Source organism: Brachybacterium alimentarium (genome assembly GCF_002332425.1).
GTDB lineage: Bacteria > Actinomycetota > Actinomycetes > Actinomycetales > Dermabacteraceae > Brachybacterium > Brachybacterium alimentarium.
This window is the reverse complement of sequence record NZ_NRGS01000038.1, coordinates 1-2,432: the sequence shown is the minus strand read 5'-3', so window position 1 is coordinate 2,432 and position 2,432 is coordinate 1. Positions and strand designations below refer to the sequence as shown.

The following is a 2,432-nucleotide window of genomic DNA, read 5'->3' as shown; positions in this document are numbered from 1 at the left end:
GGAGCACAGCCACAGGACCAGCGCTCCGAACAGGGTCACGGTCCATGCCCGGGGCATGTAGCCGAACGTGTAGAGCGGTCCGAACGCACCTGGCTCCAGGAGGCGGCCCAGCTCGACGCCGTTGGACTCGGGTGCAGCGACGATCAGGTTCGCCGCCGCCAGCACGGTCCAGGCGCCCGACGCCCAAGTGAGGAGGCGCAGGTCCGGGCCGAATCGCAGCCGGCCTGCCTCGCTCTTCCCGCGCGGATGCAGGAACAGCACCGCGACGACGGCGCCCAGGGAGGTCACGGCCGCGAGGTCTGCGGCACCGCGCAGCGCGGCGGCAGTCACGGCCGTCCCTGTTCCGGGGAACCCTCGGTGGATGTCCTCGTACACGGAGGGGCCGCCGAGCAGGTTCGCGGCCATCGCAGGAAGTATTGCGACGAGGAGCGCGCCGAGCGCGAAGGCCACTGCTCTCTGCTTCACCACGCCGACTCTACAAGATGTCGAATACTGGTCTCGGGGCGACAGGTCGCGATGTCGCGGACGTCTCCCGTGCGCCACTCAGCGATGCTCGGGGCGCAGATGTCCGCTTGGGGTGCGCGAAGACGGCAAGGCGTCCGGCGCGCAGTGCTGTGGGTGGAGTGCGCTGACTCGAGCGGCGCGAACTCCGAGCTCGCGGGAGGGGGTGAGGCGGTTGAGAGCGGCCAGGGCCGCCCGCAGGTGGGCCGGACCTACCTTCGAGGCTGCAGCGTCATCCGCGGCCAGCTCGGTGAGCAGCGTGATCCGTGAAGCGAGCTCTCTTCGCAGGCCGGAACGTTTGGGCAAGCACGCCGTGTGCCACGCTCCAAGCCTCCTCAGTAGTGTGTGGTGCTGTCTGAGATGCGCTGCCTCATGGGCGAGAACAGCGGATAGGTAGGAGGGCGGCAGTGCGTGCTGGACAGCGCGCGAGACGAAAATCGTTGACGGCGTGCCCGGTATAGCCACGGCCACATAGCGCGGGTCCTCGATCTCCACGACGGTGATGGTGCCCATCTGCCAGGAGTCTGTCCGCCGGCGGGAGAGCAGTTCGGTGATGCTTGGCCGATCGTCATCTTCCTCGCCGAGATCGACCCGGCGCAGCTGGGTAAGGGACCCCGCGATACCAAGACCTCCGAGCCCGGCCCAGGCGATGAGCGTCAGGGCCAGCCCCTCGATCGGGGCGCCAGCAGAGCTCGTCGACAGCGACAGCGCGGACGCGACGAGAACGGCCACGATCGTGACGACTAGTCCCAGTGCGCCGGTGAGAGCCCACGCCGCCAGCGCGCGACGCGGACGACGGATCTGCCACGTCCCACGAGTGAGAAGACACGCCGAGAGCGGGACCGCGGCGAGGCCTGTCACTAACGGCCCGACGATCGCCCAGATCATCATCGTTCCCGGCGAGAACGCCGTGAGGTGATCGCATCCATCACCAGATCGAGGTCGGCCTCGGAGAGGTTGTTTGTGAAGGCCATCAGTGCATCCTCGCGGTCCTGGGCGTCCTCGAGCACCTCGACCATGTCGGCGGCGTGCGCCTGCGCGCTACTGACGGCTGCTTCGAAGGTGACCCGCCGGGGGGAGAGGGCTCGTCGGGTGACCATCCCTTTCGTCTCGAGCCGGGACAGCACCGTCAGGACCGTGGTCTGGGCGGGTGCGGGGTCATCGAAGGTCACCTGGATCGCGCTGGCACTAAGTGGTGCGGCGGCGGTCCACAAGGCGCGCATCACCAGAGCCTCTAGCGCTCCGGCAGACCGAGATCTCACACCCGCCATGACCCCACCGCTTCCTGCTGTCTGTACGCCTGCAGCGTGCCACACGGTATCGCAGCCCAGCGGACTCGCCGCACCCTATTATTTCTACGGCGTGTAGAGTTCGGGATCGTGATTGAGTCTCCCTGGTCCTTCGTGCTGACCGCCATCTTCCTCGCAACGGCCGTACTCTGCGCACTGCACCTCGCGCAGAGCCATCGCACGCCCGCCGCAGTGACCACCGAGTCCGTGCACGCCTCCCACAATGGGCCGATAGCGACGGCAGTGCACGTGAACCACCTCGTGATGAGCCTGGCGATGCTGCTGATGGTGTGGCGACCAGTCGGCACGGCCGGGACCTGGATTCAGGTCGCCCTCTTCGCGCTCTTTGGCGTTGTGATGCTGCTCGGCCTACCCGCTGTCCACGCCGTGGGTGAGCGTGCCGGAGTGGTCAGCCACGTGATTCTTAACGCCGCGATGATCTGGATGCTGCTGGCGATGCCGCTGCTGATGGGCCACGCCATGGAAGGTTCTGCCGATGCGCACGCCGGACACCACGGCGGCGGTACCGGGGACGAGATGGCGATGGAGATGACCCCGACCCCCGTCTGGGCGGAGGCAGTCAATTGGGGGGCCGTCGTGCTCAGCGCCGTGATCGCCGTGTGGTGGCTCGTGCGCCTTCTC

3 protein-coding genes and 1 pseudogene are annotated in these 2,432 nt (G+C 67.7%); 1 reads left to right on the top strand and 3 read right to left on the bottom strand.

Going from position 1 to position 2,432, the window contains the following annotated elements:
* The 3 genes and pseudogenes from CIK71_RS17830 to CIK71_RS16580 form a co-directional block, all read right to left on the bottom strand.
* Positions 1-465 (bottom strand): annotated as a pseudogene (locus CIK71_RS17830) (hypothetical protein); the annotation flags it as partial.
* A gap of 78 nt (positions 466-543) precedes the next feature.
* Positions 544-1,392: a M48 family metalloprotease gene (locus CIK71_RS16585; protein ID WP_096166793.1), complete on the bottom strand. Its 849-nt coding sequence runs from the start codon at positions 1,390-1,392 to the stop codon at positions 544-546.
* A complete protein-coding gene (locus CIK71_RS16580) occupies positions 1,389-1,772 on the bottom strand; it encodes a BlaI/MecI/CopY family transcriptional regulator (protein ID WP_096166792.1) in 384 nt (127 codons plus the stop codon). The genes CIK71_RS16585 and CIK71_RS16580 overlap by 4 nt, the downstream gene beginning before the upstream one ends.
* A 132-nt stretch (positions 1,773-1,904) precedes the next feature.
* On the opposite strand from CIK71_RS16580, the gene CIK71_RS16575 reads away from it, so the two are divergent.
* Positions 1,905-2,432, top strand: a 528-nt coding sequence (locus CIK71_RS16575) for a DUF5134 domain-containing protein (protein WP_141393742.1), incomplete at its 3' end; no start/stop codon positions are given.

Coding starts and splice junctions, on each gene's coding strand:
- CIK71_RS16580 (WP_096166792.1), bottom strand. CDS start 1,772: ATGGCGGGTGTGAGATCTCGGTCTGCCGGAGCGCTAGAGGCTCTGGTG.
- CIK71_RS16585 (WP_096166793.1), bottom strand. CDS start 1,392: ATGATGATCTGGGCGATCGTCGGGCCGTTAGTGACAGGCCTCGCCGCG.